Here is a 21,225-nt window from a genome sequence, read left to right on the forward strand (position 1 = left end):
CTCACAGATCGTCGCGCTTCATATGGATGATCGGAACACTCGGCTCGAACGCCGCCATCTTGGCGAGCACCGCGTCGAGATCGGTATCGTGGAGCAGCAGTCCCTGATGCTGCGGGCGCAGGAATCCAACATCGCCCATCTTGACGACGAACTCGAGCAGCCCGTCATAGAAACCGGCGACGTTCCACAGCGCGACCGGCTTCGCATGATAGCCCAATTGCGCCCAGCTCATCGCTTCCCACAATTCGTCCATCGTGCCCGTCCCGCCGGGGATGGTCAGGAAGCCGTCGGACAGGTCGGTGAAGGCGGCCTTGCGCTCGTGCATCGTCTCGACGACATGGAGTTCGCTGAGGCCGCGATGCGCGACCTCGGCATTGACCAGCGCGGTCGGGATCACGCCGATCACTTCGCCGCCGGCTTCCAGGCAAGAATCCGCCACCGCGCCCATCAGGCCCAGCTTGCCGCCGCCATAGACGAGGCCGATCCCGCGCCGGGCAAAGCTCCGCCCGACGATGCGCGCGCATTCGATATAGACCGGGTCCGCCGGGGTCGCCGATCCGCAATAGACCGCGATACGCTTCATTTGCCGTCTCCGAGCATCAATGCCGCCGTCGCCTTGGCGCTGCCGACGACGCCGGGAATTCCCGCGCCCGGATGCGTGCCGGCGCCGACGAAGTACAGGTTCGAAATCGCATCGTCGCGATTATGCGTGCGGAACCACGCGCTCTGGGTGAGCAGCGGCTCGAGGCTGAACGCCGAACCGAGATGCGCGTGGAGATCGTCGCGAAAGTCGGTCGGCGCGTAGCTGAACTTCGTGACGATCCGGTCCTTCAGATCGGGGATCAGGCGGCGCTGCACTTCGCTCAGGATGCGGTCCTCCAGGATCGGTGCCAGTTCGGCCCAGTCCGCCGGGAACTTGCCGAGATGCGGCACCGGCGCCAGCGCATAGAAGGTCGCATGCCCCTCCGGCGCCATGCTCGCGTCGGAGGCGCTGGGATGGTGCAGGTACAGCGAGAAATCCTCGCTCAGCACGCCGGTGTCGTAGATATCCTCGAGCAGACCCTGATAGCGCGGCCCGAACAGGATCGAATGGTGCGGAATATCAGGGAAATTTCCCCTCACCCCGAAATGGACGAGGAACAGCGACGGCGAGAAGCGCTTGTTGACGATGCTGCGCGCGGTCCGCTGGCTCGACCGTGAGGTCTTGAGCAGATCGCGGTAGCTGTGGACCACATCGGCATTGCTCGCCACCGCGTCGACGTTCAGCTCGAAGCCGCTCGCGGTCCGCACCCCGGTCACGAGGTCGCCGAGCGTGTCGATCGCCGTCACCGGATCGCCGAGCCGCACGACGCCGCCGAGCCGCTCGAAATGGCGGACCATGCCGGCGACCAGCCGGTTGGTGCCACCCTCGGCCCACCACACCCCGCCATCGCGCTCGAGCTTGTGGATCAGCGCATAGATCGCGCTGGTCTTCATCGGATTGCCGCCGACCAGCAAGGTGTGGAAGCTCAGCGCCTGGCGGAGCTTCTCGTTCTTCACGAACTTCGCGACCATCGAATAGACCGATCGCCACGCCTGATATTTCATCAGCGCCGGTGCCGCCCGAACCATGCTCATGAAATCGAGGAACGCGACCGAGCCGAGCTTCTCATAGCCTTCGCGGTAGACGCCCTCGGAATATTCGAGGAAGCGCTGATACCCCGCGACATCCTCGGGATTGAGCTGCGCGATCGCCGCGCCGAGCCTGGCATCGTCGTTCGAATAGTCGAACCCGACGCCGTCGGGCCAGGACAGGCGGTAGAAGGGCGTGACCGGCTTGAGCGTCACGTCCTCGGCGATGTCGTGGCCGGAGAGTTTCCACAGTTCGGCCAGCGCCTCGGGCGCGGTGATCACCGTCGGGCCGGCATCGAAGGTGAAGATGCCCGCTTCGGTTGGCCTTTCCCAGAAATAGGCGCGCCCGCCGGGCTTGTCGCGCGCTTCGATCAGCGTCGTGTCGACTCCCGCCGATTGCAGGCGGATCGCCAGCGCCAAGCCGCCGATCCCGGCGCCGATCACCGCCGCGCGCTTCACCGGGCTTTCCTCCACCCGAACTGCTCGCGGATCGCCCGCACCGCGCGTTTGACCGGCACCGGCGGCTTGCCCGCCAGCGTCCGCACCCGGTCGAGCGTCGTCGAATTGCCGGCATAGAAGCGCCCGATCAGCTCGGGGCTGAGGCGATAGAAGCGCTCGAGCACCTTGTAGCGCTCGCCCGGCTCGGCGGCCTTGAACAGCATCGCCGCCAGCATCCGGTAATAGCGCCGCTTGCGCCAGGTCACGCGCGCAAAGTCGTGCAACAGGTCGTGCAGCGCCGCGCCGGAAAGGTCGCTGGCGCTGGCCACCAGGGTCGCGGCGCGCACCGCGTCGGGCAGCGAATAGCTGGTCAGCGGATGGAACAACCCGGCGCGAATCCCGGCCTTTGCCACCTTGTTCCCCCCCGATTGCCAATAGGCTTCGAAATCCCCGCCCATCGCCACCGGCAGCGAGCCCGCTTCCTCGCGCACCAGTTTCTCGACGTGCCAGCCCTTGTCGGCCGCATAGCCATCGAGCCGCGCCCGCGCCGCATCGACGTCGAGCTCGGGCGTGTCGCTATAATAGGTGTCCTCGACGAACGCCCGCGTCGCCGCGAACGGCAGCGCATAGACGAAGCGATAGCCGTCGATCTGCTCGACCGTCGCATCCATGATCATCGGCCGGGCGAGCGCATGCGCGTCGCTGAGCGCGATCTCGCGGCCATAGAATTTCTGCCAGCCGCACTGGAGCTGCGAGAGATCGCCCGGCCCCCGGCAATCGATCACGCCGCCGGCTTCGATGCGGTCGCCATTCTCGAACACCACCGCCTTGCTGCTCGCCGCCAGCGCCTTGCGGCGGGTCATCACCGCATCCTCGGGCAGCGCCGCGCGCACCACCGCGTCGAGCCGCCGCGACTCGATCGAATAATAGGCCTGCCGGATCGTCCGGCCATGCGCCGGAAACGCCACGTCATATGCGGGCCAGCCATGGCAGATCAGCGGCGCGGTCAGCCAGCGATTGGCCGGTGCCACGTCGCTGGCGAAGAACGACCAGAGATGATTGCCGCCGATCGTCCGCCCGCTCTCGATCAGCCGCACGTCCGCATGCGGGCGCTTCTTCTTGAGCGCCAGCGCGAGCAGTCCCCCGGAAAGTCCGCCGCCGACGATGGCGACGTCGCAATTGATCGTTGCGGGCATCGCAGCGACCTAGCCCAAGGATTCGCGAGGGTACAAACAAAAAGCCCCCTCCGGCTCGCGCCGAAGGGGGCAGGGGTGGCGGGAGCGGCCGATGCGGCCACGCCCGGGAATCACTGGCTCGGGCTTGTGAGAGCGCTAGGCCGCCCTGCTGAGCAGCGGCAGTTCCGCCGCCATCGCCTGCGCGACCGAGGGCCGCGCCCGCAGCCGTTCGCGATAGGCCAGCAGCACCGGCCAGTCGGCGATCGGCACCTTCGAGAATTCGCACCAGTTGAGCACGGCGAGCAGATAGGCGTCGGCGACGCTGAACCGGTCGCCGAGGAACTCGCTCGCCTCCAGATGCCGGGTCAGCACCGCGAACGGCCTGGCCGCCCGCACCCGCGCCGCATCTTGCTCGCCGTCACTGAAGCCCGAGCCGAGGATCGGCGCGAACACCGCCTTGTGCAGCTCAGTCGAGGTGAAGTTGAGCCAGCCGAGCATCCGGTAATGCGCGTCGGAAAAGCCGGTGAAGTTGAGCATCCCCTCGGGCGCCAGCTCGGCGATATAGGTCAGCACCGCCGGACCTTCGGTAAGCGTGAACCCGCCCGAAGTCTCGATTGCCGGCACATAGCCCATCGGGCTGATTTCGGTGAAGGCGCGCCCATCCGGCAGCGTTCCGTCACGCGGCACTTCAACGAATTCGGCATCGAGCCCGGCTTCCTCCAGCGCGATTCGCGCGGCGAGCGAGCAGGCGAAGGGGCGGAAATACAGCTTCATACGGGCCTCCCTTGTATTTATATACGATCCCGCATAAAAATATGCCAGTCAAGATTTATTTGCGAGATCGCATAATAATGTCCGTCCGCCCGCGTGGCCGCCCGCGCAGTTTCGATGCCGATACCGCGCTGGCGCGCGCCTCCGAGCGCTTCCGCACGCAAGGGCTGGCCGGCACCTCGCTCGACGATCTTTCCGAAGCGACCGGCCTTGCCCGCCCCAGCCTCGCCGCCGCGTTCGGCGACAAGCGCGCGCTCTATATCGCGGCGATCGAGCGACTGACCGGGCGGGTCGAAGCGCAATTGCTGCGCCTCGCCGAGCTCGATCTGCCGCCGGTCGCGCTGGTCGAGCGGCTGCTCATCGGCGGTATCGATCTGTACCTGACCGGCGCCGACGGTCCCGAGGGCTGCCTGATCATCAACACCGCCGCCACCGCCGCCGCTGGCGACGCGCAGGTCCGCGAACGCCTCACCGCCTTTCTAGCGATGGAAGATGCGCGGATCGCCGAATTGCTGGCTGCGGCCGGCAGTCCGGCGCCCGATGCCCATGGCCGCATCGTCGCCTCGGTGCTGCACTCGCTGAGCGTCCGCGCCCGCGCCGGCGAGCCCCGCGAGGCGCTGGTGGCGATCGCCAGGGATACCGCCGCGGTGATCGGCGCCTGGCGACCGGGCGAAACGGCCATGTCGCTTGGCTCCGGTCCAAAGGCCGGACGCCGATAATCCCAATCGCGCCGCAAACCCGCTAGGAGAGGGTGTGACTTTCGCCATCCTCCTCTCCGCGCTGGCCATGACGCTGATCGTCGGGGTCCGCTACCTGATCGTCTCGGGCGCCTTCGCCTTCGCCACCCGCGCCCGTCATCCCGGCCTCTACACCGGCCTCGACGCGCAGATCCGCAAGGAGATCGGCTGGAGCCTCGCCAGCGCCGCGATCTATGGCGTGCCCGCCGGGATCGTCGCCTGGGGCTGGCAGAATCGCGGCTGGACGCGGATCTACACCGATCTGCACGCCTGGCCGCTCTGGTATCTGCCGCTCTCGGTGCTGCTCTATCTCCTCGCTCATGACGCCTGGTTCTACTGGACCCACCGGCTGATGCACCGCCCGGCGCTGTTCCGCATCGCCCATGCCGTCCATCACGCCAGCCGACCGCCCACCGCCTGGGCGGCGATGAGCTTCCACTGGGCCGAGGCGCTTACCGGCGCTGTGGTAATTCCGGCACTGGTGTTCGTAATTCCGATTCACCCCGCCGCGCTGGGCTTCGTGCTGGCGGTGATGACGCTTATGGGCGTCACCAATCACATGGGCTGGGAAATCTTTCCCCGCTTCATGCACCGGGGGCGATTGGGCGCGTGGCTGATCACGGCCAGCCATCACCAGCGCCACCACGACTATTATGGATGCAATTATGGCCTTTATTTCCGCCACTGGGACCGGTTGTGCGGTACCGACAAGGGCCTTGGCGATTTTGCCCGTTCTGGCAGGCCCGTTGCTGGCGGCCGCGGCGCCCACCAACGAAACCGCTAGCCTCCAGATCGAAATCATCGCGCTGCGCTCGCAAAAGGGCGTCATCCAGCTTTGCCTGACCCGCGAGCCCAGGGCGTTTCCCGATTGCAGCAAGGATCCCGCCTCGCTGCGCCGAACGCTGCCGGCCAGCAATCCGCGCATCCGCTTCACCGGTCTCGCCCCCGGCATCTATGCCATCGCCGTGATCCACGATGCCAATGACAACGCCAGGCTCGATACGATGATGGGTATCCCCCGCGAAGGTTTCGGCTTCTCGCGCAACCCGGCAATCGGCTTCGGCCCGCCCAGCTTCGCCGCCGCCCGTTTCGAACTGGGAGCAAGTGCCGGAATGCAACAGATCCGGATGCGATATCTGCTATAGGAACGAACCCGGCTCTGGCAGCGTTTCGCGGCTGCAATATATTTCCGGAGCCTGTCGATGTTCGTGCGTAGCGCCGCTTTCGTTTTCCCGTTCCTGTGCGCATCCGCCGCTTTCGCGCAGGACGCGCCCGCCGTTCCCGAACAGGCCGCGACGCAGGAGCAGGCATCGGTGGCGCGCGAGGGCGACAGCCGTCTCACCATCGGCGCGGGCGCGGCCTATTATCCCGATTACGAGGGCTCGTCGCACAATCGCTGGTCGCCGATTCCCGCCGCCAACGGCACGGTCGCGGGGATGAGCTTCACCGTGCTCGCCAACCGCGCCTCGATCGATGTCGTCCCCGACGGCACCGGCCCCGGCTGGGACTTCCAGCTCGGCCCGGTCGCGGTGCTCAACATGAACCGCAGCAACCGTGATGCGATCCGCGACCTGCGTGTCCGCCGTCTCGGTGAGATCGACACCTCGGTCGAGGTCGGCGCCTATGCCGGCATCGGCTATACCGGGCTGATCACCAGCGATTTCGACAAGCTCAGCCTGAGCGTCAGCTATCGCAAGGGCATCAGCGGCGCCAATCGCAGCGGCGTCTGGAACCCGGTGCTGACCTACACCACGCCGCTCAGCACCAGGGCGCTGGTCAGCATCTTCACCTCGGCCGAGATCGCCGAGGATCGCTATGCCCGGCTCTATTTCGGCGTCACGCCCGCCCAGTCGCTCGCCAGCGGCCTGCCCGCTTTCCGCCCGCAAGGCGGCCAGAAGGACATCAGCTTCGGTGGCTTCTTCACCTATGCCCTGACCGGCAACCTCACCAAGGGCCTGAGCCTGGTCGTCGGCGGCACCTACAAGAAGCTGGTCGGCGATTTCGCGGACTCGCCGATCGTCAGCATCGCCGGTGACCGCAAGCAATGGACCGGCGCCGCCGGGCTGGCGCTGACGTTTTAGGGAGCGGGCGGCGGACCTTGGGGTTTGCGGTTGATGCCGTGTTTCTCGATATAGTCGAAGGCACGGTTCGCGGCGTCGGGCGGGATCAGCTTCCCGCCAGCGCGCAGCCGCAGCGTCACCCGCCAGGCGAGAAAGCCCAATGTCATCGCCGAGGCCAGCGCGATCGCCGAATGCATGAACAGCCGGTAGTGGAAGGCAAAGGCGTTGGCACTCGCCTCGGTAATGCCGCCAAAGAAGCTTATCCGGCCGGTGCTCCACCCCTGATACGCGGTGAAGCCGCAGACCAGCATCGCCGATGCCAAGGCACCTGGCAGCAACATCATGTTGCGATTGAACCTTCTCGTGAATTGCGCGCGGCGTTCTTCCTGATCGGTCATTGGCCGGCTCTCTAAATCGGGTACATCCACCTAGCCTCCGCTCGGATTAAGAAATGGCGAACGCGCCCGGCTTGTTCGGCGCGAACAAAAGCTTGGACGCCAGGCGGCGAACGCCTACAACGCCCGCCATCCCCGGGGGAGCGCTCGATGCGCGCTTGAGAGGGAGGCAGCAGCCTCCGACCCGCTGAACCTGATCCGGCTGACACCGGCGTAGGGAGTGGGCGGCTTCGCGAAAGAGGTCCGTTTTCTCCCGAGATTGGAGAAGACCATGGCCGACATTCCCGCCCGCACTGAGTTGACCGTCACCACCGGCCCGATCCGCGGCTCGCGGAAAGTCCATGTCGGACCCTTGAACGTCGCGATGCGCGAGATCGACCTCGAGCCCTCGTCGGGCGAGCCCCCCTTGCGCGTCTACGACACCTCCGGCCCCTATTCCGATCCGCAAGCCCGCATCGACATCATGGCCGGTCTCCCCGAGCTCCGCCGCGACTGGATTCGCGGCCGCGGCGATGTCGAGCAAGTCGCCCAGCGCGAAGTCCGCCCCGAGGACAATGGCCAGCTCGGCCCGGACCGTTCGGGCGGCGTCCAGCCCTTCCCCAATATCCGCAAGCAGGTCCTGCGCGCCAAGCCCGGCCATAATGTCAGCCAGATGCATTATGCCCGCCGCGGCATCATCACGCCCGAGATGGAATATGTCGCCACCCGCGAGAATCTCGGCCGCCAGCGCCTCCGCGAATACACCCGCGACGGCGAATCCTTCGGCGCCGCCATCCCCGATTACGTCACCCCCGAATTCGTCCGCGACGAGGTCGCTCGCGGCCGCGCCATCATCCCCAGCAACATCAACCACCCCGAAACCGAGCCGATGGCGATCGGCCGCAATTTCCTGGTCAAGATCAACGCCAATATCGGCAACTCCGCCGTCGCCAGCGACGTGGCGTCCGAAGTCGACAAGATGGTCTGGTCGATCCGCTGGGGCGCCGACACCGTCATGGACCTCTCCACCGGCCGCAACATCCATGACACCCGCGAATGGATCCTGCGCAACTCGCCGGTCCCGATTGGCACCGTCCCGATCTATCAGGCGCTCGAAAAGGTCGGCGGCGTCGCCGAGGAGCTGACCTGGGAAATCTACCGCGACACGCTGATCGAGCAGGCCGAGCAGGGCGTCGATTATTTCACCATCCATGCCGGCGTCCGCCTGGCCTATATCCCGATGGCGGCGAAGCGCGTCACCGGCATCGTCAGCCGTGGCGGCTCGATCATGGCCAAATGGTGCCTGGCGCACCACCGCGAGAGCTTCCTCTACGAGCGCTTCGACGAGATCACCGAGATCATGAAGGCCTATGACATCGCCTATTCCTTGGGCGACGGCCTGCGCCCCGGCTCGATCGCCGACGCCAATGACGAAGCCCAGTTCAGCGAGCTCTATACCTTGGGCGAGCTCACCCACCGCGCCTGGGCGCAGGACGTGCAGGTGATGATCGAAGGCCCCGGCCATGTGCCGATGCACAAGATCAAGGAGAATATGGACAAGCAATTGGAGGTCTGCGGCGAAGCCCCCTTCTACACGCTCGGGCCGCTCACCACCGATATCGCCCCCGGCTATGATCACATCACCAGCGGCATCGGCGCGGCGATGATCGGCTGGTACGGCACGGCGATGCTCTGCTACGTCACCCCCAAGGAGCATCTGGGGCTCCCCGACCGCGACGACGTCAAGGTCGGCGTCGTCACCTACAAGCTCGCCGCCCACGCCGCCGATCTCGCCAAGGGGCATCCGGCGGCCCGGATGCGCGACGATGCCCTGTCGCGCGCAAGGTTCGAATTCCGCTGGCGCGACCAGTTCAACCTGTCGCTCGATCCCGACACCGCCGAGCAATATCACGACCAGACCTTGCCCGCAGAGGGTGCCAAGTCCGCCCATTTCTGCTCGATGTGCGGCCCCAAATTCTGCTCGATGCAGATCAGCCAGGAAGTGCGGGAGTTCGCGACCAAGCAGAACCAGTCCGCCGAAGGCTTCATCGCCACCGGCCCCACCGGCGCCGAAACCGCCGCCGCCAGCAAGGCCGCGGCGCTCGCCGGCATGGAAGAGATGAGCAAGCGCTTCAAGGAAACCGGCAGCGAGCTCTATATGGGCGCCGGCGGCCGCGATCACGACTAGCTAATTCCCTCTCCCCCGGGGGAGAGGGAGGGAGCCGCAAAGCGGCGGAAGGGTGAGGGTCAGTGCACCCAACTCCTACTTCGTCTTCCCGGCCTTGAGCCGGGATCCCGCTTCTTCTGCCTCTTCACGCCAACGGCAAAGCAGCGGGGCCCGGGTCAAGCCCCGGGGTGACGAAGAGGAACTAGGGCGGTACCCTTCCGCTCATGCCCCCCAGCTTCCTCATCATCGACGATTTCGCCGCCAACCCCCAAGAGCTCCGCCGCCAGGCGCTGAACCTCGGCTACGATCCCGCGAGCAAGCACGGCAACTATCCCGGCATCACCTCCGAGCGCAGCCTCTCGATCAAGGGCCTAGACGACTATGTCAGCCAGGTCATCGGCACGCCCGTCCAGGCCGCTCCCAACACCCTCCACGGCTATTGCCGTCTGACGCTAAAGGGCGATCGCGGCCTCAGCGGCGTCCATATCGATCCCGCATTCTATTCCGGCATCCTCTATCTGAGCCTGCCGGAGGACTGCAGAGGCGGCACCGACTTCTACCGCCACCGCCGCACCAACCTCGACCGTGTGCCCCAGACCGCCGAGGCCATCCACGCCGCCGGCTATGCCGATGTGAACGCGCTGATCGAGGAAGTGGTCAACCACGACACATTGAAGCCCGCCAAATGGGAAAAGACCTTCACCGCCCCGATGCGCTTCAACCGCCTGATCCTGTTCAGCCCGTGGATGTTCCACAATTCGGCGGCAGGGTTTGGAGATCGGGCGGAGAACGGGCGGCTGGCGCATTTGATGTTTTTTGCGCGTGATAAAAAGTAAACGTAGGAATCAAGGCAGTGAATATCTCTACTTATTGCGAATGCCGAAAGGTATATGCACGCAAGGTGTGTTATCTGATGCCGGAGTAAGGTGACCGATTTGGTCATCAAAGAATATCTGTGGCTTCATAATGTCTAGAATATTCTTCTTTTCAATACCTCCGGTCAGAAATAACTCGTCGGTCTCAAGGCCAAGATGCTTCATTGTATTGATAAGGCGCTCATGGGCAGGTGCATTGCGAGCGGTGACAATTGATATCCTAATCGCCTTATCGGGACTATTTATACGACTAGAATTTTCACCCTGTAATTTCTGGATAGCGGACAGCCGTTTCATTAAAGGCATCAGAGGCCCGTCCCTCAATGGGCGGTCCTTATTTTCTACCTCATAGTGAAAAAATAGCGGCAAGCCGCCGTCGGCGTATTGGGTTTCAGCTTCGTCATCGACCAGCACGCCGTCGAAGTCGAACGCAATCCTAAGTTGGGTATCACCTTCATCCAAGGCAGCGGCTGCACACGGGAGTACATGTCCTGCGGGATAGCCTCCCGCTACCGCTTCCTTTACCTCGTGCTTATTCGTGCTGAGATAGAGACAGGCATTCACAGCCTTCATGTATGGATAAGGCACCCCTCCTGATAGAAAGAACGAACGACTGATGTCCAAACCGTAATGCGGCATTGCATCCATCATCCGCAACCCCGCTTCGGGATCATTACGGGAAAGCATAATGACTTCCACGGGCCGTTCCTCAGGAAATACCGTGTTGAGATGCAGAAGGCGCTTAATGAAAGGAAAAGCCGCACCGGGAAGTGGAAGCTCTTTGCGGTGCTCAGTCTGAAAGGCCCGAAAAGCCTCTAAGCCCTCCGTGACAAAAATCTCATGTTCTTTGGAAAAATCAAAGAGCGCTGTCGATGTGATACCGACGACAAGCTTGTTTTCAATGGGGTAGGCCATCGGCACAATATAGTTATGGTTACGAAACGTTTAAAGTGCTTGCTTCGTCAGTCGATCCGTAGTCCGTAGTCCGTAGTCCGTGGTACTTGAAAGTCTTCGCCTTGCCCCACTTGGCCCACATCGCCGTCCTCGTCCGAGACTATGACGAAGCCCTGGCCTTCTACACCAACACCCTCGGCTTCACCCTCGTCGAAGCGACGTAGGCGGACCAGCCCGCGCAAGACAAACGCTGGGTCACCATCGCGCTACCGGGCGCGCCCGAAAACGCCACCACCGTCCTCCTCGCCCGCGCCACCACGCCCGAGCAGCAGCAAGCCATAGGCAACCAGTCCGGCGGCCGCGTCTTCCTGTTTCTCGCCACCGACAATTTCGCCCGCGACTACGCCGCCTACAAAGCGCGCGGCGTCACCTTCGTCCGCGAACCCGCCACCCACGATTACGGCACCGTCGCCGTGTTCGCGGACTCTGGGACCTGGTGGAATTCACCCGGGACTGAGCGCGCTCAGCAGCCATATCCGGCGCCCGGCTGCGGGCAGTCGCCATGCAGTCCATAGCTGCGCGGCGGGTCGCGCGGTTCGGGCGGGGGCGTGTAGCCCGGCCGTGGCCGATAGCGGCTGTCGTCGCCGCCGGCATTGCCGCTCGCATAGCCGTCCGACGATCCGCCGCCCGATCCCCCGCTCATCAGCAGCGCGACCACGCCGAGCGCGACCGCGCCCAGCACATAGCCGCCATAGCCCGATCCGCCTGAATAGATCGCCCGGCATCCCTTGCTCTCGCTGCCATATTGCATGCACACGAACTTGCCGTCGCTGACCTTGACGTCGACCCAGTCGCGGGTGCCGCCATTATAGCTGTAATAGGCGCGGGCAACGGTGGTGCGCCCGTCTGGCGAGGTGGCGCGGATATGCGCGCCGTTGATGCTGCCGCGGTCATAGCTGGTCCACCAGCCCGGCTCGTCCTTGAGGATCACCGCCTCGATCTCGCGGTTGAGCTGGGCGGCGGCGTTGGCGTTCGCCGCGGCATAATTGGGCTGGGCGGCGGGGTAGCGATAGACGAGGGGGCCGATCAGCGCCCGCGTCGTCCAGTTGCTCGCCGAGTCGAAATAGGAGATCTTGATCCGGGTTCCGGCGGGAAAGGTGCCGACAAAGGCGTCGAGGTCGCTCTGCGCGCGGAAATAGCTGTCGCCGATCGAGTAGATGCAGTCGCCGGGGCGCAGCGCGCTGAATGCCGAATCGCGGTCCACACCGGTGACGCGGTAGCAATAGAGCCCGTCCTTCACGAGCATCGCCAGATCATAGGATATGCCGATCTTGGCCCGGAGCGTGGTGTAGTTGGCCGGATAGGTCATATAGGTCCGGCCATCGGTGGCGACATAGGTACGGACCTGCGCGGCCGCGGGTGTGATCGCGATCGCGGACGCCGCCGCCATTCCCGCCAGATGCTTCCATCCCATCGCCGTTCCCCCCACCCCGATTGCGGCGAACATATCAGCAGCCTTGAAGATGCGTCCATATCCAAGATGGCCGGATTCGCGGCTTTCCAGCGAATCCGCCACGCCGAACGCGCCGCTGGCAATGTAGGATTTGGTCTGCTTCATGCTGGCCGATGGAACAGCCAGCCGCCGCATCGCCCCCGCCGCCCGCCCGCCCGCAATGGACGCCCGGGCGCCAGCGCATCTTCCTCGCCGCCCTGCTCGAGACCGGCAGCGTCGCCCGCGCGGCGCGCGCCGCCGGCATGTCGCGGTCGAGCGCCTATGGCCTGCGCCGGCGCCTTGCCGGTATGCCGTTCGACGCGGTCTGGGATCGCGCCCTCGCCGGATATGCCCGCCGCATGGCCGATCCCTATGCCGCCGATGTCCCGCCGCCGCCCGCCGCGCGGCCCGCGCGGTGAAAGTGTCGCGGACCCGTCGCCCCGGTGTCGCGTGCGCGTCTCGCCGCCGTCGCCGGGTGTCGCGCATCTGTCGCGCGGGCGTCGTTTGGCCGTCGCGCCGGTGTCGCGTGGCTGTCGCCCCGGCGTCGCCAACCGGCATTTCCCCAGAGGCGCCAATGTTGAGTCCCCGGAAAACACTAAACTTCATCAACATTCGCGCCCGCCAGCGGTCTTGCGCTCGGCGCGTGGCGGTTGGATAGCGCGGGGCATGGAGACGCATTCGTGATCAGCATCAATCCCGCCCATGATCCCGCCGCGCTGGCCAGGGCCTATGCCGCTGGCGGCGGCCGTATGCAGATCCGCGATTTCCTGGTGCGCGAGCATGCCGATCGCATCCACCATATCCTGCGCCACGAGACGCCATGGTGGCTGGCCTTCAACGACGGGCCCAAGGTCCATCAGCTCCCGCCCGAATATCTGGCGCGGCTGACCCAGCCGCAGCTCAACCAGATCCTCGCCGGCATCCAGCAGCGCGCGCGCGCCGGCTATCAATATCTCTACCAGTTCAATCCGATGATCGCGCATTATTTCGATCCGGCGCTGCCCAAGGATCCGATCCTGTGCGTCATGGAATTCCTCAACGCGCCAGCGACGCTCGATTATTTCCGCACGCTCACCGGCTGCCCCGATATCCAGTGGATCGACGCGCATGCGACCCTGTTCCGCTCGGGCAATTTCCTCAAGGAGCACACCGATGCCGATGACCGCGATAGCCGCGTCACCGCCTATGTGCTCAATTTCACGCCGAACTGGCAGCGCGATTGGGGCGGCTTCCTCCAATTCTTCGACGAAGGCTCGTACGATATCGAAAAGGCCTATTGCCCGGCGTTCAACGCGATCAACCTGTTCCAGATCCCCCGCGATCACAGCGTCGGCATGGTGTCGAGCTTCTGCCCGGAGAACCGCTATTCGGTGACCGGCTGGTTCCGCCGCGATGCGCCGCCGGGGCCGTTCGGGCGCGTCGCTTATTAGCCGGTCGCGGTCGCCACGCTGTCCGCGGTCGCGCCGGCCAGTTGCAGGTCGCCCTGGTCCTCGCCGTCCCAGTAATGGGCGCGCTCGCCATGGACCTTGATCAGCACCAGCCCCGGCGTGTCCACGCCCTGCTCGAACCATAGCGACAGGTCCTTGGTCCAATGTTCCTCGAACAGCGCCTTGTCCTTGATGATGCTGGCGGTGCCCTCGATCGAGACGAACACCGGCTTCATCTTGAGCAGCCCGGCCTTGCCCTGGAAACCCAATGCGACCTTGGGATTGGCGCGGATATCATCGACGAGGCGGGTGTCCTCCATGCTGAAGAACCAGTTGTCGCCGTCATATTCCACGTCGCGATTGTTGCTCATCGGCCGCGAGGCGATCGTGCCGCCGTCCGAATGGGTGGAAAGCATCGCGAAGTCGATGTCGCGCATCATCTCGGCGATCTCGGCGAGGGTCTTGGCCATGGTCCATGCTCCTGAAGTGTGGAGCGGGTAACGCGGTCAGGCCGCTTTGGGTTCGTGCGGCAGCGCCCAGTCGATCGGCTTCAGGCCGCGGCTCTTGAGGAAGTCATTGGCCTTGGAGAAGTGCTTGCACCCGAAAAAGCCCGAATGCGCGGCCAGCGGCGAGGGATGGGGGGCCTTGAGCACCAGATGCCGCCCGCCCTTGTCGATCGAATCGACGAACGCCGCCTTCTTCTGGGCGTGGCTGCCCCATAGCAGGAACACCACCGGCTCGGCCTTGGCATTGACCAGGCGGATGACGGCGTCGGTGAAGCGCTCCCATCCGCGCCCCTGATGCGACGCCGCCATGCCCATCTGCACCGTCAGCACCGCGTTGAGCAGCAGCACCCCTTGCTCGGCCCAATGTTCGAGAAAGCCGTGCCGGGCGCGGGGAATACCGAGATCCGCCTCCATTTCCTTGTAGATATTCTGCAGGCTCGGCGGGGTGCGCACTCCCGGCTGGACCGAGAAGCACAGCCCATGCGCCTGTCCCTCGCCATGATAGGGGTCCTGCCCGAGGATGACGACGCGAACCTGCTCCAGCGGCGTCAGATCGAGCGCGCGGAACCAGTTCTCTCCCCTGGGAAATATCCGCTTCCCCGCCGCCTTTTCCGCCACCAGGAACTGGCGGAGCGCCGCCATATAGGGATCGGCGAACTCCGGCCGCAGCGGCTCCAGCCAGCTCGGATGCAGTTTGGGGTCGGCCATACCCGCCAGATGCGGCAAGCGGGGCTACCGCGTCAATCGGCCCTCCCTCTCACACGGCTTTTGCAGTCGCGGGCGAGCGGGCAACGGCGGCAATCGGGCTCTTGGCTCCGGCAGACATGCTGGCCGAGCAGCTTCATCACGACATGATAGTTCAGGAAGTCGGACCCGCTCCATTCGGACATTGCCGCCGTAACCGCCTCGCTCGCCACGCGCGCTTCGGCATTGGTTGCCACGAAGCCAAGCCGTTGCAGGATACGCAGCACATGGCTGTCGACGATAAACACCGGCCGCGACAACGTGCTGGCGTTGAGTGTCGAGGCTGCCACCTTGCGCCCGACGCCGGGCAGCCGCTCGAGCCAGGCCAGCGCATCGGTCAGCGCCCATTCGCCGAGGAAATCGAGCTTGTATCCGGGCGTCTCGCGCTCGATCCGGCGCAATGCCGCGACGACATTGGCCGCCTTGTCCTCGGCAAAGGTGACATTGCCGATCACCGCCAGCAGCTGATCCGGGCTCGACCGGGCAATGCGCCTTGGCGATCCGAACCGCGCGACCAGTCCGTCATAGGCGGCCTGCGACACGGCATCGCGTGTCCGCCCGCTGATCATCGACTTGATCAGCTGCCCGAGCGGGCGCCGTGGCGGCAACAATTCGGCATGGCGAAGCAAAGGGGCCAGCGCAGCCTGCCAGCGCGCGATATCGTCATGCCCGTTGAATCCGAAACTGGATTGCATGCATTTACTATAGAACATAAAGAGAACAATGCAACTAGGCTGGTGCGGCCGCGCACGGGATGGCACAGCTGGTTTTCGATCGGAGGAAGATAAAGATGCCCGTCACCGGAAGCTGTCATTGCGGCGCGATCAAATACACGCTGGCAGAGGATCCGCCGCAGGGCGCGATGGCGTGCAATTGCTCGATCTGCCGGCGGAAGGGCTATCTGCTGCACTTCACGACGCCAGACAAATTCATCCTGCACACCAGCCGCGGCGAGATCACCACCTACACCTTCAAGAGCCACAATATCCGCCACCAATTCTGCAAGACCTGCGGCTGCGCTCCGTTCGGCGAAGGCACCGGGCCCGGCGGCCAGGCGGTGACGGTGATCAATCTGCGTTGCGCCGACGGCGTGGATCTCGATGCGCTCAAGGTCCAGCATGTCGATGGCGCGAGCCGCTAGCCATGCACGTCACCCACGATCCCGCCGCATTGCCCGCCGAGACGATCGGGTTCGATCAGTTCCTCGCCGTCGATATCCGCGTCGGCACCATCGTCGAAGCGCTGCCCTTTCCGGAGGCGCGCAAGCCCGCCTATAAGTTGCTGATCGATTTCGGCCCGGCGATCGGGGTCAAACGCTCCTCGGCGCAGATCACCGAGCATCACGCGCTTGAGGATCTGCCCGGCACCCAGGTCGCGGCGGTGGTCAATTTCCCGCCGCGCCAGATCGGCCCGGTGATGTCCGAAGTGCTGACGCTGGGCTTCCCCGATGCCGAGGGTAGGGTGGTGCTGCTGCGACCCGGCAAGCCCGTGCCGGATGGCGGACGATTGTTCTAGATAGCGCTAACATTGCAATTGATTGCGGCCGCTGCCGGACATAACCTGCTGCGAATAATGGAGGAGAGGGTCATGAAGCTGGGGATTGCGACGCTGATGGGGCTCGCGGCGGTTCCGGTCGCGCTGGCAAGCGCGCCGCTGGCGCAGGAGCCGGTGATGCTCAACAATCCCAATCCGGCGAGCTTCCAGGTCTATGGCCTCCAGCCGGTGCCGAAAACGATCGCCGATGATGGCGTCGAGGGCGGCCGCGCGTTGCCGATCGCGGTGACCGGGAACGGCAATGTCTGGGCGATCGGCGTCAACGTCCCGATCATCAAGCCCATCAAGGCAGGCGACAAGATCACCATCTATTTCTGGGCGAAGCTGCAGGGCACCGGCACCGCCAGCATTGCATCCGCCCAGCTCCAGCTCGCCAGTGCGCCCTATACCAGGATCTTCGGCGAAGGCGTGACGATCACGCCGCAATGGAAGCTTTATCAGGTCAGCGGGGTGGCCGACGCTGCGTACCCCAGGGGCACGCTCAACGCCGCGTTCCACCTCAATACCGGTAATCACGTCGCCGTGCTGGGCGCGGTCGCGGTGCTCGACGCGGGCGCCTAGGCGCGAACCGCCGTCACCAGATAGTTGAGCGCTTCGTTAGGCGAGGTGACGAAGCCGCGCGCCGGCGAGAAGCTGAGGCCCGAGCGGTCGATCATCCTGAGCCCGGCCTCGCTCAGCAACGCCTCCAGTTCCTCGGGATTGAGGAAGCGGTTCCAGTCATGCGTCCCCTTGGGGATCATGCCGGTGCCTTCGCCGACGGTGATCATCGCCAGCTTCGACAGCGGCGTGCGGTTGGGTGTCGACAGCACCATCAGCCCGCCCGGTGCCAGCGCGCGCGCCAGTCCGCGCACGAACGCGGCGGGATCGCTGACATGCTCGATCACCTCCATCGACACGACCAGATCGAATTTCCGCCCGGTCAGATCCTCGATGCCGCCGGCGATATAGTCGATATCGAGCCCGCCGGCCGCGGCATGTGCCCGCGCCGCGCCGATATTCTCGGCCGCGGCGTCCACTCCGGTCATCGCCGCGCCCAGCCGCGCCAGCGGCTCGGTCAGCAGCCCCGCACCGCAGCCGACATCGACCCCGGTCAGCCCGGCAAGCGGCGTGAACGACGCGCCGTCACCACCCCAATGCGCGTCCACCGCCGCGCGGATATAGCCGAGCCGCGCCGGATTGAGCCGGTGCAGCATCGCCGAAGAGCCCCTGGGGTCCCACCAGTCGGCGGCGAGCTTGCCGAAATGCTCAGCTTCACGCGGGTCAATAGTTGCTATTGTTGCCTTGGCCATGCGCGGCTCCTATCAGCCTGGCTTCCTGTTCCCAAGGCCCGGAAGCAACTAACTCTCCATGGCGCGCATCGTGATGAAGTTCGGCGGCACGTCGATGGCGGGGATCGAGCGCATCCGCAGCGTAGCCGCGCGGGTCAAGCGTGAGCATGACGCCGGCAACCAGGTCGCGGTCGTCGTCTCGGCGATGGCGGGCGAGACCGATCGGCTGGTCGGCTTCTGCCGTGAAGCCTCGTCGCTCTACGACCCCAAGGAATATGACGTCGTCGTCTCGGCCGGCGAGCAGATCACTAGCGGCTTGCTGGCGATCGCATTGCAGGCGATCGGCGTGCAGGCGCGTAGCTGGATGGGCTGGCAGCTGCCGATCCGCACCTCGGACGGCCATGCCTCGGCGCGCATCGCCGATATCGACACCACCGCGCTCAATACGTCGCTGGCGGCAGGCGAAGTCGCGGTGATCCCCGGTTTTCAGGGGCTTGCGCCGGGCGAGCGCGTCACCACGCTCGGCCGCGGCGGCTCGGATACTTCGGCGGTGGCGATGGCGGCGGCGATGCAGGCCGATCGCTGCGATATCTACACCGATGTCGACGGGGTCTACACCACCGATCCGCGCATCGTGCCGAGGGCGCGCAAGCTGAAGCGCATCACCTATGAGGAAATGCTCGAACTCGCCAGCGTCGGGGCCAAGGTGCTCCAGACGCGCTCGGTGGGGCTGGCGATGAAGGAGGGCGTCCGCGTCCAGGTGCTGTCCTCGTTTGTCGATGCCGATGGCGATAGCGAGCCGGGCACGCTGATCGTGGGCGAAGAGGAGATTGACGACATGGAACGCCAGCTCATCACGGGCATCGCGCACGACAAGAACGAGGCCAAGGTGACGTTGACCGCGGTGCCCGACCGCCCCGGTTCGGTCGCCTCGATCTTCACGCCGCTCGCCGATGCCAACATCAACGTCGACATGATCGTCCAGAACATCGCCCATTCGACCGGGTCGACCGACGTGACCTTCACCGTGCCGCAGGCCGAGCTCGCCCGCGCGCTCGACGTGTTGGAAAAGTCCAAGGGCGATATCGGCTATGAAGCGATGTTCCACGATACCCGCGTCTCGAAGGTCTCGATCGTCGGGGTCGGGATGCGCAGCCATGCCGGCGTCGCCGCGACGATGTTCAAGACGCTGGGCGAGCGCGGCATCAATATCCAGGCGATCGCCACGTCGGAGATCAAGGTCTCGGTGCTGATCGAAGAGGACTATACCGAGCTGGCCGTGCGCGTGCTCCATACCGCTTACGGGCTGGACACCGAAGACGCCGCCTGACTTTTCGCCGCGCTTCCTGCTAGGGGCGCGGCCGTGACCATGATTCCGCCCGTTCGCGTCGCCGCGCTGTATCAGTTTACCCGGTTCGGGGATTGTCCTGCGATCCAGAAGCGGCTGACGGCCGTCTGCAAGGCACAGGGCGTGAAGGGCACACTGCTGATCGCCCGCGAAGGCATCAACGGCACCATCGCTGGTACCGACACGGGCATCGGCGCGGTGCTGGAGTCGATCCGCCAGCTGCCGGGCTGCGCCGGGATTGAAATCAAGGAATCCCGTGCCGCAGCGATGCCGTTTCACCGGATGAAGGTCCGCTTAAAGCGCGAGATCGTCACCATGGGCGAACCCGATGTGGATCCGCTCGATACCGGCCATTATGTCGCGCCACAGGATTGGAACGCGCTGATCGCCGAGCCGGGCACGATCCTGATTGACACCCGCAACGATTATGAAGTCGCGCTCGGTACCTTCACCGGGGCCACCGATCCGCACACCAGATCGTTCAGCGAATTCCCCGACTGGTTCCGCGCCCATCGCGACGAACTCGGTGCCGCGCCGAAGGTGGCGATGTTCTGCACCGGGGGGATCCGCTGCGAGAAATCGACCGCCTTCCTCAAGGCCGAAGGCATCGAACAGGTCTATCATCTCAAGGGCGGCATCCTCGCCTATCTCGAACAGGTGCCTGCGGAGGAGAGCCGCTGGCAGGGCGACTGTTTCGTGTTCGACGAGCGCGTCACCGTGAAGCATGGCCTGACGCCCGGCGAGTACGAACTCTGCCGCGCCTGCCGGATGCCGGTTGGTGCGGCGGAAAAGGCATCGCATTTATACCAGGCCGGAGTGTCGTGCCCGGCCTGCCATGCCGCGCGCACCGAAGCGCAGCGCGCCCGCTACGCCGAGCGGCATCGTCAGGAACAACTCGCCGCCGCGCGCGGCGAGGCGCATGTCGGCGCGGTCTTTCCCGACGCGGATTGACCCAGCGCCGAATCCGCCATTTTCCGGTCGCGTTGCCGCCGCATCCTGTGTGCTTGGTGCCCGCGTGATGTGGCGGGTTCCCCGATTGCGATTTGAATCGGGATTGCTGCGCCGCCGTGGCGTCGCGCTGCTGCTCACGCTGGCGGTCGAAGCGCTGCTGCTCCTGCTGCTGTTGTTCCTCGTGCCGCCGGTGCCGGGAGGCAAGAAGGCCAATGGAACCGCGACCTTCTCGTTAGACGCCAGCGAAGACAGCGCCGAAACCAGCGATACGAGCAAGGCCCGGGCAAAGCCTCACCCGACCAGAGCCGCCCCGCGTCCGCCGATGCCGCAGCCGCCGGTTATCCCGCCGCCGCCGGTACCGGTGCCCGAGACTCCGCGTGGCCCCTTGCCCTTCATCGTGATGACGCGCGACGAATATCGCGCGTCGCGGGTGGAGAATATGGTCTCGCGCCCGTCGGAGCCGGGATCACCTTCGGCAGCCGCCGGCGGATCGGGACGCCCGGATACGCCGCTGGCACCGGGAAGGGGGCCGGGCGGCGAGCCGCTCTACGCCGCTGAATGGTATACCCGCCCCACCAATGCCCAGCTGAACGGTTATATCTCCTCGCGCGCACGCACCTCGGGCTGGGGGCTGATCGCCTGCCGCACCATCGCCAATTATCGTGTCGAGGATTGCCAGGAGCTGGGCGAGTCGCCGCGCGGATCGGGGCTCGCGGGTTCGGTGCGGCAGGCCGCGTGGCAGTTCCGCGTCCGCCCGCCGCGCGTCGGTGGCAAGGAACTGGTCGGCGAATGGGTCGCGATCCGGGTGGACTATACCTTCAGCGCCAGATGAG

At 65.2% G+C, this 21,225-nt stretch carries 25 protein-coding genes, 1 pseudogene and 1 riboswitch; of the genes and pseudogenes, 15 read left to right on the forward strand and 11 right to left on the reverse strand.

What is annotated here, in order from left to right:
• Position 1: 1 nt before the first annotated feature.
• The 4 genes from KF730_RS12995 to KF730_RS13010 form a co-directional block, all read right to left on the reverse strand.
• On the reverse strand, positions 2-583 hold the full coding sequence (locus KF730_RS12995) for a TIGR00730 family Rossman fold protein (protein ID WP_294097854.1): 582 nt from the start codon (positions 581-583) through the stop codon (positions 2-4).
• Positions 580-2,070, reverse strand: a complete 1,491-nt coding sequence (locus tag KF730_RS13000) for a phytoene desaturase (RefSeq protein WP_294097855.1) — start codon at positions 2,068-2,070, stop codon at positions 580-582. The genes KF730_RS12995 and KF730_RS13000 overlap by 4 nt, the downstream gene beginning before the upstream one ends.
• Positions 2,067-3,245 (reverse strand): lycopene beta-cyclase CrtY, encoded by a 1,179-nt coding sequence (crtY, locus tag KF730_RS13005; protein WP_294097856.1) that lies wholly within the window; start codon positions 3,243-3,245, stop codon positions 2,067-2,069. Before crtY ends, KF730_RS13000 begins: the two co-directional genes overlap by 4 nt.
• A gap of 135 nt (positions 3,246-3,380) precedes the next feature.
• Positions 3,381-3,998: a glutathione S-transferase C-terminal domain-containing protein gene (locus KF730_RS13010; protein ID WP_294097857.1), complete on the reverse strand. Its 618-nt coding sequence runs from the start codon at positions 3,996-3,998 to the stop codon at positions 3,381-3,383.
• 77 nt (positions 3,999-4,075) lie between these two features.
• Here KF730_RS13010 and KF730_RS13015 point away from each other — a divergent pair, with 77 nt between their 5' ends.
• Genes KF730_RS13015 through KF730_RS13030 form a run of 4 tightly spaced genes read left to right on the forward strand, consistent with a single transcriptional unit; the run spans position 4,076 to position 6,813 of the window.
• Positions 4,076-4,714 (forward strand): TetR family transcriptional regulator, encoded by a 639-nt coding sequence (locus KF730_RS13015; protein ID WP_294097858.1) that lies wholly within the window; start codon positions 4,076-4,078, stop codon positions 4,712-4,714.
• 34 nt (positions 4,715-4,748) lie between these two features.
• Positions 4,749-5,516 carry a sterol desaturase family protein gene (locus KF730_RS13020; protein WP_294097859.1) on the forward strand — a complete coding sequence of 256 codons (768 nt, stop codon included), beginning with the start codon at positions 4,749-4,751 and terminating at the stop codon, positions 5,514-5,516.
• Complete coding sequence (locus KF730_RS13025; RefSeq protein ID WP_294097860.1) at positions 5,479-5,877, forward strand: DUF2141 domain-containing protein; 399 nt, start codon at positions 5,479-5,481, stop codon at positions 5,875-5,877. Before KF730_RS13020 ends, KF730_RS13025 begins: the two co-directional genes overlap by 38 nt.
• Positions 5,878-5,934: 57 nt before the next feature.
• Positions 5,935-6,813 carry a MipA/OmpV family protein gene (locus KF730_RS13030; RefSeq protein ID WP_294097861.1) on the forward strand — a complete coding sequence of 293 codons (879 nt, stop codon included), beginning with the start codon at positions 5,935-5,937 and terminating at the stop codon, positions 6,811-6,813.
• Here the strand turns inward: KF730_RS13030 and KF730_RS13035 are convergent.
• Positions 6,810-7,190: a hypothetical protein gene (locus tag KF730_RS13035; protein WP_294097862.1), complete on the reverse strand. Its 381-nt coding sequence runs from the start codon at positions 7,188-7,190 to the stop codon at positions 6,810-6,812. The genes KF730_RS13030 and KF730_RS13035 overlap by 4 nt on opposite strands.
• A 125-nt stretch (positions 7,191-7,315) precedes the next feature.
• Positions 7,316-7,424: riboswitch (TPP riboswitch) on the forward strand.
• 34 nt (positions 7,425-7,458) lie between these two features.
• On the opposite strand from KF730_RS13035, the gene thiC reads away from it, so the two are divergent.
• Both thiC and KF730_RS13045 read left to right on the forward strand, forming a co-directional pair.
• Complete coding sequence (gene thiC / locus KF730_RS13040) at positions 7,459-9,354, forward strand: phosphomethylpyrimidine synthase ThiC (protein WP_294097863.1); 1,896 nt, start codon at positions 7,459-7,461, stop codon at positions 9,352-9,354.
• Positions 9,355-9,557: 203 nt separating this feature from the next.
• On the forward strand, positions 9,558-10,169 hold the full coding sequence (locus tag KF730_RS13045) for a DUF6445 family protein (RefSeq protein ID WP_294097864.1): 612 nt from the start codon (positions 9,558-9,560) through the stop codon (positions 10,167-10,169).
• A gap of 27 nt (positions 10,170-10,196) precedes the next feature.
• Here KF730_RS13045 and KF730_RS13050 read toward each other — a convergent pair whose 3' ends face one another.
• Positions 10,197-11,123, reverse strand: coding sequence for a 5'-nucleotidase (locus tag KF730_RS13050; RefSeq protein WP_294097865.1), 927 nt, complete (start codon positions 11,121-11,123; stop codon positions 10,197-10,199).
• 110 nt (positions 11,124-11,233) lie between these two features.
• On the opposite strand from KF730_RS13050, the pseudogene KF730_RS13055 reads away from it, so the two are divergent.
• Positions 11,234-11,677: pseudogene (locus tag KF730_RS13055) on the forward strand (VOC family protein).
• On the opposite strand, the gene KF730_RS13060 reads toward KF730_RS13055, so the two are convergent.
• Positions 11,626-12,720, reverse strand: a complete 1,095-nt coding sequence (locus tag KF730_RS13060) for a hypothetical protein (protein ID WP_294097866.1) — start codon at positions 12,718-12,720, stop codon at positions 11,626-11,628. The pseudogene KF730_RS13055 and the gene KF730_RS13060 overlap by 52 nt on opposite strands.
• Positions 12,721-12,728: 8 nt before the next feature.
• Here KF730_RS13060 and KF730_RS13065 point away from each other — a divergent pair, with 8 nt between their 5' ends.
• Positions 12,729-13,013, forward strand: a complete 285-nt coding sequence (locus KF730_RS13065) for a LysR family transcriptional regulator (RefSeq protein WP_294097867.1) — start codon at positions 12,729-12,731, stop codon at positions 13,011-13,013.
• A gap of 261 nt (positions 13,014-13,274) precedes the next feature.
• Positions 13,275-14,024: a 2OG-Fe(II) oxygenase family protein gene (locus KF730_RS13070; protein ID WP_294097868.1), complete on the forward strand. Its 750-nt coding sequence runs from the start codon at positions 13,275-13,277 to the stop codon at positions 14,022-14,024.
• Here KF730_RS13070 and KF730_RS13075 read toward each other — a convergent pair.
• From KF730_RS13075 to KF730_RS13085, 3 genes are read right to left on the reverse strand one after another with little or no spacing between them, the layout of a single operon-like run.
• Positions 14,021-14,491: a pyridoxamine 5'-phosphate oxidase family protein gene (locus KF730_RS13075; RefSeq protein WP_294097869.1), complete on the reverse strand. Its 471-nt coding sequence runs from the start codon at positions 14,489-14,491 to the stop codon at positions 14,021-14,023. The genes KF730_RS13070 and KF730_RS13075 overlap by 4 nt on opposite strands.
• A gap of 36 nt (positions 14,492-14,527) precedes the next feature.
• Positions 14,528-15,235: a uracil-DNA glycosylase gene (gene ung / locus KF730_RS13080; RefSeq protein WP_294097870.1), complete on the reverse strand. Its 708-nt coding sequence runs from the start codon at positions 15,233-15,235 to the stop codon at positions 14,528-14,530.
• Between the two features lie 32 nt (positions 15,236-15,267).
• Positions 15,268-15,966, reverse strand: coding sequence for an endonuclease III (locus tag KF730_RS13085; protein ID WP_294097871.1), 699 nt, complete (start codon positions 15,964-15,966; stop codon positions 15,268-15,270).
• A gap of 95 nt (positions 15,967-16,061) precedes the next feature.
• Between KF730_RS13085 and KF730_RS13090 the strand changes: the two genes are divergently transcribed.
• From KF730_RS13090 to KF730_RS13100, 3 genes are all read left to right on the forward strand, one after another.
• Positions 16,062-16,412, forward strand: coding sequence for a GFA family protein (locus KF730_RS13090; RefSeq protein ID WP_294097872.1), 351 nt, complete (start codon positions 16,062-16,064; stop codon positions 16,410-16,412).
• Between the two features lie 2 nt (positions 16,413-16,414).
• The gene (locus KF730_RS13095; RefSeq protein ID WP_294097873.1) at positions 16,415-16,786 is read left to right on the forward strand and encodes a tRNA-binding protein; all 372 of its coding nucleotides are present in this window, start codon (positions 16,415-16,417) and stop codon (positions 16,784-16,786) included.
• Positions 16,787-16,858: 72 nt separating this feature from the next.
• Positions 16,859-17,386 (forward strand): hypothetical protein, encoded by a 528-nt coding sequence (locus KF730_RS13100; protein WP_294097874.1) that lies wholly within the window; start codon positions 16,859-16,861, stop codon positions 17,384-17,386.
• On the opposite strand, the gene ubiG is transcribed toward KF730_RS13100, so the two are convergent.
• On the reverse strand, positions 17,383-18,114 hold the full coding sequence (gene ubiG, locus KF730_RS13105; protein WP_294097875.1) for a bifunctional 2-polyprenyl-6-hydroxyphenol methylase/3-demethylubiquinol 3-O-methyltransferase UbiG: 732 nt from the start codon (positions 18,112-18,114) through the stop codon (positions 17,383-17,385). The two genes, KF730_RS13100 and ubiG, sit on opposite strands and share 4 nt — an antisense overlap.
• Positions 18,115-18,172: 58 nt before the next feature.
• Between ubiG and KF730_RS13110 the strand changes: the two genes are divergently transcribed.
• From KF730_RS13110 to KF730_RS13120, 3 genes are all read left to right on the forward strand, one after another.
• Complete coding sequence (locus tag KF730_RS13110; protein WP_294097876.1) at positions 18,173-19,423, forward strand: aspartate kinase; 1,251 nt, start codon at positions 18,173-18,175, stop codon at positions 19,421-19,423.
• 39 nt (positions 19,424-19,462) lie between these two features.
• Positions 19,463-20,392 (forward strand): rhodanese-related sulfurtransferase, encoded by a 930-nt coding sequence (locus tag KF730_RS13115; protein WP_294099876.1) that lies wholly within the window; start codon positions 19,463-19,465, stop codon positions 20,390-20,392.
• Between the two features lie 103 nt (positions 20,393-20,495).
• Positions 20,496-21,224: a hypothetical protein gene (locus KF730_RS13120; protein ID WP_294097878.1), complete on the forward strand. Its 729-nt coding sequence runs from the start codon at positions 20,496-20,498 to the stop codon at positions 21,222-21,224.
• Position 21,225 lies beyond the last annotated feature (1 nt).

Origin of the sequence: Sphingomonas sp. (assembly GCF_019635515.1) — a bacterium.
Taxonomy (GTDB): Bacteria; Pseudomonadota; Alphaproteobacteria; order Sphingomonadales; family Sphingomonadaceae; genus Sphingomonas.